Source organism: Paenibacillus sp. BIC5C1 (genome assembly GCF_032399705.1).
Lineage (GTDB): Bacteria > Bacillota > Bacilli > Paenibacillales > Paenibacillaceae > Paenibacillus > Paenibacillus taichungensis_A.
This window is the reverse complement of record NZ_CP135922.1, coordinates 870,571-887,617: the sequence shown is the minus strand read 5'-3', so window position 1 is coordinate 887,617 and position 17,047 is coordinate 870,571. Positions and strand designations below refer to the sequence as shown.

The window sequence follows — 17,047 nt, the reverse complement described above, 5'->3', positions numbered from 1 at the left end:
TATAGTCAAATTTGTTGACTATTTTTGCTTTTTCATTTTGGTGACCGCGTTCTCGGCAGCCTCCATGATCACTTCTCCCAAAGTGGGATGAGGGTGAATGGTCATGGCCAGATCCTCCACGGTTGCACCCATTTCAATTGCAAGTGCGATCTCCGATATCAGTGTGGATGCCTCCACGCCAACGATTTGCGCACCAATGACAATTCCCGAGGTCGGGTCAGCCACTATTTTCACAAATCCTTCGGTCTCCCTTAATGCCAATGCTCTTCCGTTGATCCCAAAAGAAGATTTTCCGATAATCACCGGAATGGCCTGTGCTTTGGCTTCAGTCTCACTTACTCCAACACTGGATAGCTCCGGATCCGAAAAGACGACAAGCGGAATCACCTTGTAATCCACTTTGGAGGTAAGACCCGCAATGGCCTCTGCTGCTACTTTGGCTTCATAGGACGCCTTGTGAGCGAGTGCCGGACCAGCCGTAATATCTCCAATGGCATAAATGTGCGGAATAACCGTCCTGCACTGTTCATCCGTCTCAATCAGTCCCTTATTCGTTACGGACACGCCTATGCGTTCCAATCCTAACTGGCCGTCTGTATTGGGTTTCCTGCCGATTGTGACCAATACATATTCTGCCGTAACCTGGTACTGCTCCTGATTTTTCGAATAATGCAGTGTAATGGAATCAGCATTCTGCTCCACCTTTTCAGCAATTGCTCCGGTTACGATGTGGATGCCGTCCGCCTTCAATTGTTTGACTACAGGTGCTGTAAGTTCCGCCTCGAATCCGGGCAATACTTGTGCTCCACCCTCGAGAATCGTTACCTTTGTTCCGAATTTGGCATACATCTGTCCAAGCTCCACACCAATATATCCTCCGCCGATAACAACCAGACTACTCGGAACCTCAGACAAAGACAGTGCTTCTGTGGAAGACAAGATACGACCTCCAACTGGAAATGCTGGCAGCTCAATCGGGCGAGATCCCGTTGCCAGTATGAGGTTTTTAAAAGAGATGTTTTGCTCCTGTCCAGTTTGCTGAATCAGAGCTGTGTGCTCATCCACCAGACTGGCATTTCCTTCGAGAATGGTCACACCCGCAGTTTTTAACAAATAGTGGACGCCACCTGCCTGTTTATTCACAACCCCCTGTTTAAAATCCTGTGCAATCCTAAATGTCGCTTCTGCGCCAGCTTGATTGAACTGTCTGAACAAATCATAGCGATGTGATTCCGCAATTAATGCTTTGGATGGTATGCAACCCACATGCGTGCAGACCCCGCCGAGCTGTTTACGTTCAACGATTGCCGTCTTCATCCCCAATTGCGAAGAACGCAGCGCCGCCACATATCCTCCCGGACCTGATCCAATAACTAACGTATCTACAGATTCAAGCTTACTCATATCCTGATTCCCCCGATTTGCAGTCGATTTAAAATATGATGATCTTAATATATGATGATCTTAATATATTATAACCATCATATTTTAACACAGTCAATAACCGTATTTGGCCCCTTTGTAAATCAACAGACATCCAGTCGCCAAATTGACAAGCTTTATTATGATGACTATAATATTTTGAAAGTATAAAAATTGAACTACAAATTTACACGAGAACGGAGAGGACAGAAATTACCTGAGGAAGCGAAGCTAAAAGCTTTCTGAAAGAAAGCTGCATCGGAAGCATATGCTTCGCCTTTATCACCGGATTTTCCCTTTTGGAAAAGGGATTCAAAAAAAATCTGGGGATAACAGCGATCAGAAGGTTGTTCTGTCATCGGAGTGCAAGGTGTAAATATTCTTTAGTTCAATTGCTATAGAATGATGAAGCTATGGAGTGAATGATAATGCCCTATCCCAAAGGCCATAAAATAAAAGTACGAGGTAAGATTGTTGAGAGTGCCGCTCGGGCTTTTCGCACCAACGGTATTCAGGACGTCAGTGTACCGTTCATTATGAAGGGAGCCGGATTGACTCATGGAGGGTTCTATTCGCACTTTGACAACAAGGAACAACTGGTTGCCGAAGCCTGTGAATATGCCATTAGCGATACCATCGCACTTCTTCAGAAAGTCGCAGATCAGGAAGAGCAGAACCCCAAGATTAATACAGTCATTGATTATTATCTCAGTCCCTATCACCGTGACAAAACGGAAATGAGCTGTATTTTCCCTGCCCTTTCCGGCGAAATATCCCGCTCTTCCGAAGAAGTTCGGCAGGTATTCACTCATGAACTGGAGCGGATGGTTACTTTTATCTCCGATCTAGCAGATATGGATGTGTCCAAAAGTCGTGCACTGTTTAGTACACTAGTTGGTTCGCTTGTTCTTGCACGCTCTGTTAATGATCCTGAACTAAGCGACAGCTTCCTCGCGGCAGGCAGGCAGCAAGCTAAAGAAATGGTTAGAAGTAATTAAAAAGTAAACGCTCCGGGTCCTTATAAAATGCGTATATTTGATGCTGTTACATTTTTAGTATCCAGCTGTAAACACAAAAAACACGCCTATAAATGGCGTGTTTTCAATTATCTATATACAACTAAATAATGCAGATTTTAATGTTCTCTATACCAAAACTGACGACAACTATTCAGCTTAACATCTTACATATTTACGCTTGAATCCAGTGCGCTCTTTCTCCACTGCCTTTTGAATATTTTCGGATGCTTGCAGGAACTTGCTCTTGGGCTTGTCCTTGTTGACTTCAACAGGGCCCACGACCTTGGCCGTCTCCACCGCCTGATCATGCAACGGAAGGTAGGAAACTGCAACGGTGTAGAGAAAGTTGTTCATGGAATACTTGGTGCGTTCAGGTGATTCGTGAATCGTCTGTTCTACCTGTTTGAGCATATCGTTTAGCTTACTTTCGGAGAATTCGCTATCTGGTCGGCTACCGAGTAACCAGCAATAACAGCTCCATCCAGCTGACATTTTCAAATCATCCCCGCTCGCGATCCACTTGTCCGAAACCGCTTGGGCAATATCCGTCTCTGCCAACGTGACGGAAACGATGAAGTCAGAGATCATGTAAAAATAAGCGGCATCGATCCAACGGTCAAAATCAGCTTCTGTCATCGCTTGGGGATCGGCAATCACGCCAGCAAAGTACATGGCATCATAGTTCCCCGTAGCGTAAAGCAGCTCAGCCAAAGGTTGATCCTTTTTTATTTTCTTCGCGATAGGTTTCATCGCTCCAGTTGCGACTCCAAAAAGCGGTTCGTGTGCACCATTGGACATATATATTTTTTTTGTTCGTTCTTTCCCTAGCGCTTCTAGCTCCTCCATAACCTCTTCCAAATTCATTGTGCAAAACTCCTTTTTCATAGGACATATATATTTCTAATTTATCTTTTGAGGAAGTACAGCTTGCGAGATAATCCGTATAACAATTTCATTTTCATTGTATCACAGCCTGTTGCCACGCTATACATCCAGATTCCACTAAATTCACTCCCATTCCAACCTCACCAATGATGCTAACAACTCCTTTCTCTCCTACAGTGTCTTAATCACCGATCTGAGAAAGAGCCACTTATCGCGCAATACAATGGCGGTACAGATACATCCTGTGAGGCTGCACTTAGTTATGCTACTCGAGTATGGTCCTGCAACCTTAAGCAAGAAACGACGTTATTTTGGGGAGAAAAGAGGTATAAAAAAAAGAGACGGCTCGCAGGTCCATTGCTGGTCCTGCGAGTCATCTCTTATAGCTGAAAATGCTACTATTCGGAATTAGTTTTCCCAGTATTGCTTGGCAATCTTTTGACCTTGTACGATTTTGGCCCATTGCTCAGCTTCGCTTAGTTCGTTACCGCCATCGCAGGATGCAAAGCCACATTGGTGCGAAAGCAATAGACGATCCTTATCAATAATTTTGGATGCTTCATCAAGCAAACGGATTACGCGCTCTTCATCATCAAGTGTACTTGTCTTAGATGACAACAAACCTAATACGATTTCCGTTTCAGGTCTGTCCTTGAAAACTTCCAATGCTTCGATAGAACCCGCACGATCATCATCCCACTCCAGGAAGAAACGATCATATTTCAATTGCTTCAGGAACAGGTTCGCGATTTTCGCGTAAGATCCACCGCCCATGTTGCGGGAATCATAGTTGCCGCGGCAATTATGTGTCCACATTTTCAATCCCAGGCTATGGCCGAAGTCAATCACTGTATTGTTAATATCAATAAATTCGGTAGCGAGACCCTGTACTTCCTCTTGGTTAATATGCTCCCCTGTAAACGGAGAGTTCGGGTTGTCGTCTGCAAACAGCTCCCACAAGCAGTCATCCATTTGCAGGATTTTACCGCCTACCGCAGCGAATTCTTCCACAAATTCCTTATAAGCTTTCACAAGACCCGCTTTAAGCTCCTGAATATTCTGATAAACAGCATCCGTACCTCCGATATTATCCGACCAGGAGAGTTCACCAAAAATATGGGATGGCGATGGAACGCAAAGTTTCGTTTGCTGATCACCCGCCGTGTCTTGCAGTTGTTTGAACAGTTGAATGAAATGATGATTTTTACCGCTCAATTCGCCCGTTATGCGCAGGCCAATATCTTTACGTGTTTCATATTTTGATGATCCATCGACATCACGGAAAAAATATCCATGGTCTGCAATATAACGCTCAACTCCACCAAAGCCCCACACAAAATCCAGATGCCACATCGATTTGGAAAACTCTCCATCTGTAATAATCGACAGGTCATGCTCGATTTCTTTTTTCACCACTTGTTTGATGGCCTCAGTCTCGCATTTTTCATAACCTTCAAAACTCTCATAGAATGGATATTTGATATCATCACGATGTTCAATTTGCGTTTTATATGTCAGCAGCTCTTCAGGACGCAACAAACTACCTACGATCTGGAACTTATCAGTCATGTCAAAAACCCCCTCGTTGTATACTACTATCATATCATGCAGAACGAGGTTGGCTGAGATACTTAAATGCCATAACGAGTTATAGTTAAAAGCTATAGCAAAAATTGAACAATAAAAAAGTAGACTTACCTACATGCGCAGGTTGAAGTCTACTTGATCATCTCTTTTCTTGTTAAGCTCATATTCAGTAGGACTAGCCTAAATACAGGGTGCCCGTCATTGAAATTTATTAATTTTCACAACGTACTGCGCCTTAATTCATAAAAATACTGCACAGCTGGATGCTTTAACTTGATCTGCTCGGACATATTTAGGATTCTCTTTTTACCAACTCGTCTGTCTATTAAAGCCAGAATATTCAACAAGATATCGTTGCTCTCCAGATTATCCTCTATCGAAGTAGATAAAAACGTAGTCGCTACAATAGTAAAATTCGATTTACTTAATGCGGCCTGCGCAGAAAGGAGCTCTTTGGCATGTCCTGAGCTTTTTCTGCTTCTTGCTATGACTTGAAGACGATCCTCTGGAACGGTACCTTTGGTATCTTTTCTGACGGCTTCAATCTCTTCATGACTTACAGGAATCAGCAAATCCGGGTCGTTTTTGATCTCCTGCTCCGTCAGATACCATCTGATCGAGCCAGTGATATCACTCATATTGAGTACGTTCCTTTTATCTACGGTAATGTAACAATTTCCTGATTTATCAGGTGAATAGCGGTAGCTGGTTGCCCGGTACTCGACCCTTCCAACTAACGCCGGACTAAGGAAACTCTCCAGTTGCTGTTTCAGTTTACTCCAGGACATGTGACCTCCTGTATTCTATTCATTTTCCTCTGCCCTATCATGTTCCTGAATTCCAAACTCATCGAGCAATTCCCGTACTCTAGTCGTTGTTTTGGCATTCATTAAGCTGTTTCTCAGCTCACTTGCCCCGCGGAATCCACGGACGTAGATTTTGAAAAAGCGGGCCAGCGGGCTGAACGAACGCAATTCAAGCTCTGAATATTGATCATGCAGGTCCAGGTGCAGCCGCAGCAAACGAAGGAACTCCTCTGTGGTATGCTCTCTTGGGTCCTTTTCAAAAGCAAACGGATTCTGGAAAATGCCTCGTCCAATCATAATGCCATCCACACCGTACTGTTCGGCGAGTTTGAGTCCGGTCGCACGGTCTGGGATATCTCCATTAATGGTTAGCAGCGTATTCGGTGCAAGCTCGTCCCGAAGTTTCTTGATCTCCGGGATCAGCTCCCAGTGCGCATCGACTTTGCTCATCTCTTCTCTTGTCCGCAGGTGAATGGATAAATTTACAATGTCCTGCTGCAAAATATGAGTTAACCAGTCGCGCCATTCGTCCACCTCGGTGAACCCGAGCCTTGTTTTTACACTTACGGGCAGTCCTCCGGCTTTAGCCGCCTGAATGATTTCCGCTGCAAGTGCAGGACGGCAGATCAGACCGCTCCCCTTCCCATTCTCTGCCACATTAGCTACAGGACAACCCATATTAATGTCGATGCCTTTGAAACCCTCTTTTGCCATCCCGATGCTCATCTCGCGGAAGAACTCCGGCTTGTCTCCCCAAATATGTGCCACAATCGGCTGTTCATCCGCTGTAAAAGTCAAACGCCCACGCACACTTTTGTTACCCTCCGGGTGACAGTAACTCTCTGTATTCGCAAACTCCGTAAAAAACACATCCGGTCTGCCCGCTTCGCTTACGACATGGCGAAACACCACATCTGTCACATCTTCCATCGGTGCAAGTATAAAAAATGGCCGTGGCAATTCACGCCAAAAATTGTCTTTCGTCATATCCAAAACCTCTCTATGCATACTAGGGAAATCACTTATCCCGAAATAATTCATCATTTGTAGAACGATTATATCACACCCTTGAGAGAAGCATACTTCTCCCGTAAAAATGCCTAATCAAGTCGCCTGCGTCCCAGAGACAAACGAAGATTAGGAATATGAATATAAAACTCTACATCCTAAATGAAAAAAACGGAATGAAGGCTGGTTCTAGCCCTCGTTCCGCTTTTCTCTTAGCCAGGCGATATACCTGCCATTACTGCATGAATCGTTTAATCACCTATCACTACTTAGATTAAATTCGACTTCTGTAGCAATCTCTGCATAATCGTTGCAATCTCGGCACGTGTGATCTGACCCTTAGGTACAAGTAAAGATTGACTGCGACCCTGCACAAGACCGGACTTCACGCTGTCTGCTGCACTGCTGCGTGCCCAGGAGGATACAGCAGTCTCATCTTGGAACAACTGGAGCGTTGTATCTAAAGATTCTGTATCCAAGCTGTCTGTCAGCCCAGTAATCGTCATTGCTTTTGCCAAAATGACCATCGCCTGTTCTCTCGTAATGGTTTCTTTCGGATGGAAAGTACCATCCTCAAAGCCGTTGATCAGTCCATAAGCATGTGCTGTACGAATCGCACCGTTGTACCAATCCGTGGTTTGAACATCCGAAAATGGTGTATCTCCACTCTCCGGGCGAAGTCCTAGACCACGAACAACGATTGCGGCAAACTCTGCGCGAGTCACGGCTCGATCAGGGTTGAAGTTGCCGTTGCCAACGCCTTCCACAATCATTCGAGATCCCATGTCGTTCACAGCATCTTTACCCCAATGATTCGTTACGTCACCAAATTGTAGCGGATGCCATACCACTGCATATGTGCTATTGGTAAGACTGTTAATTTGAGCTTCGTATCTTCCATTGTTTTGACGTACTTTGGTCGGAACATGGCGAACCGATCCGTCTGGCTCCACGACAACGCCAGTTGTAATTTTGTTCGGATCCACGTCATCTGGGATAGCAATCGTTCTCTCGACATAAGCATCAAAATTTTTGACTTCAACGGACTTATCACCATAAACAGCATTAACTGTAAAGTTAAGCGGCTGTGCAACTAGCGTCAACTCATTCTGAGCGACTGCGCGCCCTACAATGTCCGATTGAACAGAGGTCGGAGCTGCAATTTCAATCTGTACCTTGATTCCCTGCAAGTCGTTAGACCCTCCAACTTGACTCGCAATCTTCCCAATGCGAATCTGCCCTGCAGGCACGGTGTATGAAGCTTGCTCCGTTTGGAATTCCAGTACAGCTTGATAATCTTCCATCGTCCTGATCATTTCGCCAGTAAGCTCACCAACAAAGATGTCAAACGTTTGACGAATGGGAATCGTAACAACAGCATGTTGTCCTTCCGCTGCCAATCTATCGTTCAGCTTCTGCTGATCCACCACAATCGTCAAAGCGGTTTGTTGATCACGCCGGGATATTGTCGCTTGTCCAGCATTCTCTACTTTCCCATTAACCAGAATATCAACCCCTGTCGTTGCCGTTGTAGGCGCTGTTGTCGGTGGTTTGACAGGTGTTACTGGTGTGGTCGATGGAGCTTGTGTTACAGGCGGATTGGTTGGCGGAGTAGAGCCCGCTGTAGGCACAACTGCATTGGACTTAGCTGAGTCTGTGCTTTTACCTGCACCGTTAATGGCTTTCACCGTGAACGTATAGCTTGTTCCATTACTCAATCCTGGAACTATAATTGGACTAGCGTTTCCTGTAATTATCGTGTTCCCTGGCCATACAGTCACCTCGTATCCCGTAATTGGACTTCCACCATCATGGGCTGGCGCTGTAAATCTCACAGTGGCTTGTCCGTTGCCCGGAGTCGCCGTCACATCTGTTGGTGCCCCCGGAGCGCTTGATGGAGTAACGCTGACCTGATTGGAGGCTTCACTAAGCCCTCCCTTATTCTCTGCTTTTACAACAAAGTAATAGGTCTTACCGTTAACCAACTCAGGAATCGTATAAGGTGACGATGCTTTGTCTGTGATTTCAACCCTTTGGTCAGGATCATCATCTGTTGCCATATAAATCCGATACTCTACATCGGGTTCCGTTTCCCATTTCAACGTTACATGACCATCCCCAGGTTCAGCTGTCAGATTCCGAGGGTTGGCTGGCGCATTAGGCAGATTTACTGCCTGTGTTACTTTGAAAGTGACAGGCAACATGTGATCTGCCGTCAAAGTAACCGTAGCTGTATATGTTCCTGCTGGCAATCCGTCCTTGGCACGCAAGGTAAAATGGGTCTGTTCTCCAGCGGCCAATTCAGTATCCGGCTGTGTGATCACAAAGGCATCCGAATCATCCCCGCCATGAGATGCAGATAAATGAACCAGATTTCCCGTACCCGTATGCTGAATGGAAACGGTAGTCGTTTCCTGAGTACCAGATTCATAGCCGAGCAATAGAGATTCCAATGTGCGATCTTCAATCGCAGCAATCGTATATGTTGGAGCTGCTGTTACCGTAAGAACCATGCTACCTTTTTTGCTGATATCTACTGTAGAAGTCGCGAAAATGGTATATTCCCCTGGCTCAGCATCGGCTTCAACCGTAACATAACCTGTATCGCTGACCTTCACCTTATTCGTTGCATCGCTACTGCTCCACGTCACCGTTACATCGGCTCTGCCTACGGTGTCTACCGTTGCCGTCAGTTGTCTGCTCTCTCCCTGCATCAGGGTATCCGTAGTCGGATTAACAATGACGCTGTTCACGGCCGGGGCATACGTTACCTTAATTACTGCCGTTGCAACCTTGGTTAGATCGGACACTGAGGTTGCTGTAATGATATAGTCACCTGGCACAGCGTCGGAAGCAACGCTAACATTCCCCGTGGTGCTCACCGTTACCTTGTTGGTGGAATCGTTGCTTGTCCACATCACGGATGGATCGACTCCACCCACCGCAGTTACCGTGGCGGTGAGTTGCTCGCTTCTTCCTTGCGCGACGTTAGCACTTTCCGGATTGACAGTGATATTGTGAATGGCTGGCGCATAAGTCACTGTAACGGTTGCCCTTCCCGTTTTGCTGCCGTCTTCAATTGATGTAGCTGTAATCGTGTAGTCCCCTGGCACAGCGTCTGCTGCAACCGTTACGTAGCCTGTATTACTTATCACAACTTTCCCGGTAAGGTCGCTACTGCTCCACGTTACATCCATTGAGGCTCCACCTACTGCTTCAACGACAGCCCCTAACTGCAAGCTCTTTCCTTGCATAATACTTGCCGGATCAGGTGAAACGATAACTCCGTTTACTGCTGGTGCATACGTCACCGTCATGGTTGCTGTACCCAACTTACTACTGTCTACCGTTGAAGTTGCCGTAATCGTGTAGTTCCCTGGCACAGCATCTGCTGCAACCGTTACGAAGCCGGTATCGCTTACCGCAACCTTGTTATCCGTGTCACTGCTGACCCACGTCACCGTTGTTGCCGCCCCACCTACAGCGTTTACCGTTGCTACCAGCTGTCTGCTCTCTCCTTGCATCAAACTGTCGGTATCTGGGCTGACGCTAACGCTATTAACGGCTGGTGCATACGTCACCGTAATAATGGCCGATTCTCTCATGCCAGTATCATAAGCGGAAGATGCTGTAATGGTATAGTCACCCGGACTAGCATCTGTTGCCACACTTACCTTCCCCGTTTCATCAACTGTTACTTTATTACTGAGATCACCGCTATACCATCTTACCGTATCTGGCGCTCCACCTACTGCCACTACCGTTGCCGTTAACTGGGTGCTTTCTCCCTGCATCAGGCTAGCAGTACTTGGATTAACCGTTATACTCTGAACCGCTGGTGCATATGTTACCGTAACGGTTGCTGTTGCTTTTTTGGTGTTATCGTATGTGGAAGTCGCCGTGATCATGTAATCACCTGGTGTTGCGTCCCGTGCAACAGTTACTAAACCCGTAAAATTTACTGCGACCTTGTTCGTGGCGTCACTACTGTTCCATGTCACCGTCGTTGGCGCCTCTCCTACTGCATTAACAACAGCCGATAGTTGTCTGCTACCACCTTGCATGATACTTGTCGTAACTGGATTCATAGTAACGCTGGTGACGCTTGGTGGAGGTGGCGGCGTAAATTGGGCTGCCCTTATATTTACCACTGTTCTGTCATTCTCGTCCCACACCGCATACAGCGCTCCATTCATTGCTGTTATGGCAGGGTTGCTGGCGGTTTTAGTTCCAAAAGCATTCAAGCCACCATTTCTTCCATTTTCGGCTAAAACCCATCCATTGCCGTCATACTTTTTCACGCGGATCTTGAAAACGGGGACTCCGTTAGCCATTTCTCCCGAATTTTCGGACCAAATAGCATATAATTCATTATTCAAACCCGCTAATTGAACCTCGAAAGCTCGAAATCCAGTCCTTACATTTATGCCATATTCACCATCTCCATCTATATTAGTCCAAGTGATGCCGTCAAATTTCTTGACACGAATCTGATCATCCGTGCTATATTGACCCCCACGAGCTTCCACCCATGTGACGTACAAATTATCATTGATAACCGTTGGAAATGGGGTTATTGCGTTATTCCAACTTACCTTATTTAAGCCTGTGCCACCATCAGCCACAATCCAGTTGGTTCCGTCATACTTCTTTACCCGCAATATATTGAAGCCTGTGCCTACTTTTTCAGCCCACATTGCATATAGATCATTGCCAAATACAACCATAGCTGGCCCACTTGCTCCACTGCCAGGGTTTACATTCAACCCATCTGTTCCGCCACCGTCGAGACTTGTCCACGTGGTGCCATTGTATTTCTTCGCGCGAATTTTACCTGCCTCTCCCCATATAGCGTACAATTCGCCTTTGAATGCAGTCAATTTCGGACCGGTCGCTTTTACGGAGGGATTGACGTTGATTCCGACCGGGTTCCCGCCCTCGACACTCATCCAGCTTGTACCGTCATATTTTTTAACCCTAATTTGTTCAATAGAAGAAGCATTCTTCTCCGTCCATGTCAGATACAGCGCATTGTCATAAACAGCTAGAGCCGGAGACTCGACATCTTTGGTGACATCATAATTCAAACCATTTGTTTGATGAGCCCCATCAACACTAACCCAATTTGATCCGTTAAATTTCTTCACTCTGATTTGGTTGATCGTAGGCGTACTCTGGATACTTTCTCGCCATGCCACATAGATTTCACCATTCCATTCCACTATGGCAGGTTTTTCGCCCCTCATGGATGGATTTACATTGATTCCAGTTGGTCCGTACCCATCAATGATCGACCAGCCGGATGCTGCGGAAGTGACCCCGCCCCCAATCACCAAAGATGGTATAAAGAGAATGATGGCTAGCAACAAGTGTGCCATTCTTCGAAAATGTCTGTTGTATCTCTTACTTATTGTTCTCACTGAAATCATTGCGCATCTATCCCTCCGCCTTCTCGTTCTATTGATGCATCTATACATGTATGCTCAGCATAACGGACGGCACCTTAAAAAAACCTTAAAAATTGACTCCATTCGACATACTTCGACCATATCAATCGATATATTAACTTTTCAACGCATACAAAAAAGCCCCATCGCAAATACGATGGAACCCTGTGATACTACGCACTTTTCCCTTAAGACTGTATATCAGGAATACGAAAGGCAACACTCGTTCCACGCCCCGGCTCGCTCGCAAGTTCCAGTGAAGTCCCGTATTCAAATCTAAGTCTCTTATTGATATTCCGCAAGCCTACGCCGTGCTCACCATTCGATTCGTTTTGTTCCAATAGCAGATCTATTCGCTCAGGAGAAATTCCGACTCCGTCATCAATTACAGTGAATAACCAATCACCTTCGGATCTCTCTACTGTCAACTTTACCGTTCCGCCTTCGATTCGAGCCCCGATGCCGTGACGAACTGCATTTTCAACCAAAGGCTGTAACAGCAGCGGCGGCATCTTCGAACGATAAGCCGCTTCGGGAATATCATATTCGAAGCAGATTCGATCCCCAAACCTTGCTTGCTCAATCTCCACGTACGTTTGAATAAGCTGGAATTCTTCATCAAATTCAATACGTTCATTCGTATTACTGAACCGGAAGCTTCCACGTAAATAATCTGCCAGAGAAACAATCATGTTCCTCGCACGCTCTACATCTGTATAACTGGAAGATACAATGCTATTAAGGACATTATATAGAAAATGTGGCTTGATCTGTGATTGAAGGAATGCCACCTCCATATGTACTGCCCGCCCCAACGATTCCTTCATGGCAAGCAAGCTTCCGATTCGAGCTTTCAGTTCTTCTAAATCAAATGGTTTCGGCAAATAATCGTTAGCTCCCACCTGAAAGGCTGCCACCTTATCCTGCGGTTGCAGCGCTGCTGTTACCATGAGTACAGGCAAGTCCAGTAGTGAATACCGTTTGCGAATTTCTAGACAGACTTCATATCCAGACATACCAGGCATCATGAGATCAAGAATGACCAGATCAATTCTGCCTGGTTGGTCGATCTGTTCTAGCGCCTCGTATCCATCTTTGACCGCGATAACACGGTAATTGAGCGATTGCAACGCATCCAGCAAGACCTTCAGATTCACATACTGATCGTCGACGATTAATACCGTACGTTGGCCTTCAGCATTCATAACATAAGGCGTCGAAAATGAATATTCCTTCTCCAGGGGATGATTATAGGCAGTAGATGAAGGAACCCAAGGATCGCTATGTTGTAATGCCGTCGGCAGTGTAAACGTAAAGGTAGTACCCACTCCCAACGTAGACATTACAGCTAGCTTACCTCCTTGCAAATCGATCAGTTGCTTCGCAATTGGCAGCCCAAGCCCGAAGCCGCGTTTCCGTGTTTCCTCCATGGATTTAAACGGCTCGTAAATATGCGGCAGATTTTTTGGATCAATGCCTGCACCTGTATCCCTAACTTCGAATTGTAGCAACCCTCCGTGTTCTTTCCCGGTAACAACGATTGTTCCATGCTCCGTGTGCTTGATCGCGTTATCGAGCAAATTACTGATGACTTGGCTTATCCGATTTTCGTCAGCTTGCGCGAGAGGTAAGTCCGCTGGAACCTGATTGATGAGTTGAATATTCTTCTCTGTACAGAGATAGGCGTAGAAACGGATCTGAACCTCCACGACAGAACGCACATCCACTGGTGCAAGCACGATCCTGAATTCTCCCTGTTTCAGTTTGGACAAGTCCAGAATGTCATAGACAAGCTGAGACAGCTTTCTGGTGATCTCAATCATTAATTGTAGCTTTTCTCGCTGCCCAACTGTAACCGGATTGGCAACATCATCAAGCATGGATCGCGATATGTTCATCACGCCGTGCAGAGGCGTCTTGAATTCATGCGAGGTACGCGCAAGAAAATCGTCCTTGTGTTTGTCTGCCTCCAGCAATTGCTCGGAAAGCTCCTCAATCCGTTGAAAAGCATTGGAAAAGCGAAGCGACATCAACAGTGCAAGCATGAGGAGCACAAGGAACGGCTCGACTGGTGCCAACGAATAGATGGGTACTCCGAAATATACGTTCAAGTTCTGGTTCAAAATTAGAGCGTTTAACGCCATAGCCGCCACGGCAAGATACCAACTGCCAGCTACCTTATGTAGAACTGCGTGAACAAACACATAGGTTGCGTACAGCAATGCAAACGTGACATATAGTGACGTCACAAGACGTACCGGTCCTGTTGTAATCTGTGTAGCGAAGCCCAAATGCAAAAAGATTAAACATGTCCCTGTAACTAAGCTTCCTTTAGTAAGCCATTTGTGGCTGTAGGGGCGGAATGCGGTATACACATACAGGAAAAAGCCTACGCCTACCCCAACGGTCACCACCATTTGAATGCGGAAATAGAGCCAGAATGGGAATGGCCCAATCACATCAAACAACACCCTCTCGCCACTGACACTTGTAAACGCTGCGATAAACAAACAGACGAGTCCAAATACGACAAGCGAGAGATCGTTCCTCCGCTGAGAGAATAAACCGATAAAATATAGTCCCATGATCAGAAAGGCGGTCAATACCACCCAGTCATGTGCTGTCGCGAGATCCCGAATTCTTGAAATCTGATCAGCCTTACCAAATTGAATCGATTCACCAATTCCGCTAGCAACCTTAAATTCGTGATTAGCAACCTCGACCAGAATATCGTTCCAACCATGCTTTAGTGTGAAGTAACTGACATATGGCTTATTAAGTGCCTCATAATCTTCTTTCAGACTAGGGTCTCCGCTGGAGCCTACGACTTGACCATTGACGATAAGCCTGTTAGAGATCAGAACGGCAGCCGTTTTAATCCCATATACGACATTGTCATCATCAATTAGAACCCTCAACCGGTATGTAGCCACGCCCAACGTATCCATCTGCTTGGCCCAATAACCAGGTACCTGAATCAATGAAGGTGCCTGATCTCTCGTACTATCTGAATCGAGTGGCCGACTGAAGAGCAGTCGATGGGGATAAAACTCCCATTGTCCATCCAAGCGAACGATGCCGTTCTCTTCAAAAGCCCATTCGGTCAAATCCATCGTTCCATTTGTTGCAATCGGCATCGTTTTCTTATTCACTGTGAAATATGTCAGCAATAACCCATAAGTAGCAAACAGCATCGCTATTGTTATAAGTGCCGCAATGATTTTACGATTCATTAGACTGTGCACTCTGTCTTTCCATCGTTTGTTGAACCAGTAACATCGTTTCCTCCTCTAATTCTGTTCCAAGCTGAATGCGTACAGCCTGTTCCAACTGCAAACATACACGGTACGCCTCACTCCGGTTGCCAAGCTTCAGATGGAGTCTGATCAGCGCACGGCCGTCGATCTCGGAGTCTGGAAATATTGTCAGCAATCGCTGTAAACTATCTGCTGCAAGTGAGAGCTTCTCTAGGCCATGGTAATACCTATTCCATTTGCGAAGAACACGAACATACAATGATTTGATCTCCAACTGTCTGGCAATAGCCCAGTCGAAATTGCATTCACCCATATAATCTCCGGTGTACATCTCGTTCATCTGATGGTAATGCTTCTCATGCATATTCTCTTCGTCCAATATTCGGTTCAATAATGTCTCGAATGGAGAGGCATCTGTCGTAATATCGTTCAGTTCAGCGGAGAAACCTTGATTTCCTTTACGGATATGGATAGGAATACCTTGATCCGTCAAGCTTCTCCGAAGATAAGAAAGACAAGTGTACAAATACGACTTGGCTTTGTCGAGGTCATACCCCGGCCACAACGCTTCAATAATGACGCCAGCATTCACACTCTTGCCTTCATGATGAATCAGAAATGCGCAGAGCTCTCGCTCTTTTTTTGTTTTCCACACGATTTCTGTGCCGGTCTTGAGCGGTGAAACGATGTGAAACCCTCCAAGAGATTGAACAGACGGAACAGGAGCTTTATTGGGCAGCGCTAGGTCTGCCTTGTATAGGTTTTTGATTATCCGTGCTACTGTATTCTCTAATCTGCCTACCGTAAAAGGCTTCAGCAAATAATCCGTAGAATCGATCTCAAACGCTTCCAGTGCATATTCCGCGTAGGCAGTCGTGAAAATAATGGGTAGCTCAGGAGAGATGCTTCTGATGCGCCGGGCAGCTTCGGTTCCCTTCATACCGGGCATCTGGATATCTAAGAACACTGCATCGACCATTGTTTCGTTTAGAGCATTGATTGCCTGAATGGGATTGAGATACGTCCCGGCAATTTCGACATTCCCCACTTGTTTAAGCAATATTTCAAGCAATTTCAATGCATCTGCTTCATCGTCAATTAACATGACACGTATCATTGGCTGTTGACTCCTTTTTGGTTCAAGCTAAGGGCTGGCGGCTTTGAGTCAATGTTCACATTTGATGATGATTTATATATTTATCGGGCGGGTACCTTCGTCTCATTAGATTCTTTTCGTTTTCTGCTATGGGCAATCTTCAAACAACTAAGTTTCGCTGTTCATTTTTTTCCATTACTCTTGTCGAACTGGAGAAGCTGCTCTACAATAAAAGCTTGGCAGGCTTTTGTACCTGCAATTGTGACATGGAGGAGGCCTGGATCAAACATGGAAATTACACTGGATATTATCAAAGACAAAGTCGAATGCTTGCAGGCTTATGACTTCAATGAACTGGAACGGTCGATCGAGGAACGAATCGGAATGAACAAGGCATTGCTGCTGCGTGTGAAACAGGTTCAGCATCAAGTGACGTTCGACCCCCTTCGAAATAAGATGTTATATAGTGCAGTCGTGCATTTTGCTGCAGAGTGATGCACGAGGTTTTTCACGTTGTTAG

Annotated in this window: 10 protein-coding genes; 2 read left to right on the top strand and 8 right to left on the bottom strand. The window is 45.8% G+C overall.

The features are described from left to right. Positions 1-18 precede the first annotated feature (18 nt). On the bottom strand, positions 19-1,404 hold the full coding sequence (gene lpdA, locus RS891_RS04130; RefSeq protein ID WP_315794508.1) for a dihydrolipoyl dehydrogenase: 1,386 nt from the start codon (positions 1,402-1,404) through the stop codon (positions 19-21). 446 nt (positions 1,405-1,850) lie between these two features. Between lpdA and RS891_RS04125 the strand changes: the two genes are divergently transcribed. Next, entirely contained in the window at positions 1,851-2,420 is a 570-nt protein-coding gene (locus tag RS891_RS04125; RefSeq protein ID WP_315794507.1) for a TetR/AcrR family transcriptional regulator, read from the top strand. A gap of 177 nt (positions 2,421-2,597) precedes the next feature. Here the strand turns inward: RS891_RS04125 and RS891_RS04120 are convergent, their stop codons facing one another. The 7 genes from RS891_RS04120 to RS891_RS04090 all read right to left on the bottom strand — a co-directional run bounded on the left by RS891_RS04120 (position 2,598) and on the right by RS891_RS04090 (position 16,548). Continuing rightward, positions 2,598-3,305, bottom strand: coding sequence for a DNA alkylation repair protein (locus RS891_RS04120; RefSeq protein ID WP_113055620.1), 708 nt, complete (start codon positions 3,303-3,305; stop codon positions 2,598-2,600). A 429-nt stretch (positions 3,306-3,734) separates the two neighbouring features. Continuing rightward, positions 3,735-4,895: a uroporphyrinogen decarboxylase/cobalamine-independent methonine synthase family protein gene (locus RS891_RS04115; protein ID WP_113055619.1), complete on the bottom strand. Its 1,161-nt coding sequence runs from the start codon at positions 4,893-4,895 to the stop codon at positions 3,735-3,737. A 236-nt stretch (positions 4,896-5,131) separates the two neighbouring features. Next, entirely contained in the window at positions 5,132-5,701 is a 570-nt protein-coding gene (locus tag RS891_RS04110; RefSeq protein ID WP_315794506.1) for an SF0329 family protein, read from the bottom strand. Between the two features lie 15 nt (positions 5,702-5,716). After that, a complete protein-coding gene (locus tag RS891_RS04105; RefSeq protein ID WP_315794505.1) occupies positions 5,717-6,706 on the bottom strand; it encodes a tRNA dihydrouridine synthase in 990 nt (329 codons plus the stop codon). Between the two features lie 290 nt (positions 6,707-6,996). Then, a complete protein-coding gene (locus RS891_RS04100) occupies positions 6,997-12,156 on the bottom strand; it encodes an Ig-like domain-containing protein (RefSeq protein WP_315794504.1) in 5,160 nt (1,719 codons plus the stop codon). Between the two features lie 206 nt (positions 12,157-12,362). After that, positions 12,363-15,407, bottom strand: coding sequence for a sensor histidine kinase (locus RS891_RS04095; protein ID WP_315794503.1), 3,045 nt, complete (start codon positions 15,405-15,407; stop codon positions 12,363-12,365). Then, complete coding sequence (locus RS891_RS04090; RefSeq protein WP_315794502.1) at positions 15,397-16,548, bottom strand: response regulator; 1,152 nt, start codon at positions 16,546-16,548, stop codon at positions 15,397-15,399. Before RS891_RS04090 ends, RS891_RS04095 begins: the two co-directional genes overlap by 11 nt. Positions 16,549-16,815: 267 nt before the next feature. Here RS891_RS04090 and RS891_RS04085 point away from each other — a divergent pair, with 267 nt between their 5' ends. Then, a complete protein-coding gene (locus RS891_RS04085) occupies positions 16,816-17,022 on the top strand; it encodes a DUF2536 family protein (protein ID WP_315794501.1) in 207 nt (68 codons plus the stop codon). Positions 17,023-17,047: the final 25 nt, after the last annotated feature.

Bases quoted from the DNA above. Each gene is read 5' to 3' on its own strand.
- lpdA (WP_315794508.1), bottom strand. From the start codon at position 1,404: ATGAGTAAGCTTGAATCTGTAGATACGTTAGTTATTGGATCAGGTCCG.
- RS891_RS04095 (WP_315794503.1), bottom strand. From the start codon at position 15,407: ATGAATCGTAAAATCATTGCGGCACTTATAACAATAGCGATGCTGTTT.
- RS891_RS04115 (WP_113055619.1), bottom strand. From the start codon at position 4,895: ATGACTGATAAGTTCCAGATCGTAGGTAGTTTGTTGCGTCCTGAAGAG.
- RS891_RS04105 (WP_315794505.1), bottom strand. From the start codon at position 6,706: ATGACGAAAGACAATTTTTGGCGTGAATTGCCACGGCCATTTTTTATA.
- RS891_RS04090 (WP_315794502.1), bottom strand. From the start codon at position 16,548: ATGATACGTGTCATGTTAATTGACGATGAAGCAGATGCATTGAAATTG.
- RS891_RS04100 (WP_315794504.1), bottom strand. From the start codon at position 12,156: ATGATTTCAGTGAGAACAATAAGTAAGAGATACAACAGACATTTTCGA.
- RS891_RS04110 (WP_315794506.1), bottom strand. From the start codon at position 5,701: ATGTCCTGGAGTAAACTGAAACAGCAACTGGAGAGTTTCCTTAGTCCG.
- RS891_RS04120 (WP_113055620.1), bottom strand. From the start codon at position 3,305: ATGAATTTGGAAGAGGTTATGGAGGAGCTAGAAGCGCTAGGGAAAGAA.
- RS891_RS04125 (WP_315794507.1), top strand. From the start codon at position 1,851: ATGCCCTATCCCAAAGGCCATAAAATAAAAGTACGAGGTAAGATTGTT.
- RS891_RS04085 (WP_315794501.1), top strand. From the start codon at position 16,816: ATGGAAATTACACTGGATATTATCAAAGACAAAGTCGAATGCTTGCAG.